Source organism: Frankia sp. AiPs1 (assembly GCF_023716945.1).
In the GTDB taxonomy this organism is placed as follows: Bacteria; Actinomycetota; Actinomycetes; order Frankiales; family Frankiaceae; genus Frankia.
The window spans coordinates 1-755 of sequence record NZ_JAMQQF010000711.1; the positions used below are offsets into that span (position 1 = coordinate 1).

The 755-nt window shown below is 76.8% G+C and carries 1 protein-coding gene; it reads left to right on the plus strand.

The features are described 5' to 3' along the window. Positions 1-709: hypothetical protein (locus ND748_RS29750; RefSeq protein ID WP_251749525.1), on the plus strand; the 709-nt coding region annotated here is incomplete at its 5' end. Between the last annotated feature and the right edge of the window lie 46 nt (positions 710-755).

Consider the following 755-nt stretch of genomic DNA (forward strand, 5'->3'; position numbering starts at 1 on the left):
CCCGCGGCCAGGGGCCGATCCTCGCGCCGGGGCCGACCGGCGGGAGACCGGCCCGCCTGGCGCCGCCGCGCGGGACGGCCTACTGCCCTACGTCGCGTTCGTGTTGGTCGTGGCCGTCCTGGCCGGCGCCGCCGGGTACGCGTTGAACCGGATGGTCGGACCGGCGCACCGGGCCCGCCCGGCGCCGATCGCAAGTCCGGGCCCGGCGAGCCCACCCACGGCAAGCGCGGGGACGGCCGGCACGGCGGGACTCCCCACCGACCCGACCGGCACGCCCAGCCCGGCCCAGGGCGACACCGGCGGGCTCCTGACGAACATCACCGCCGAGCAGGTCGCGATCAGGCTGGCCGCGGCCGGCCTGCCGTTGCACACCACCGTCGTCTACACCGCCGCCACCGATCCCGACCGGCTCCTGGGCACGACGGGCGGCTACGCCAGCCGGATCGCGTTCAGAGACTCCCGGGTCGGCTCGAACGAGGTGGCGGGGGCGCCGGTGGGGGCAATCGAGCGCGGCGGCGCCGTGGAGGCGTTCCACGACGCGGCGGCCGCTCAGCGGCGGGCCGCCCTCCTTCTCACCGTCACCAGGGACAATCCACTGGTCACCGAGTACGTCTACGTGCGGGGCGGCGTGGTCCTGCGCGTCTCCCTGGTGCTGACCGACGGGCAGGCGAAGGGGTACGAGACGGCGCTGCAGCGGCTGACCTCCTGAGCAACCGACCACCCGGGGCCGGGCTGGCGAGGGCCTGCGGGCCCGC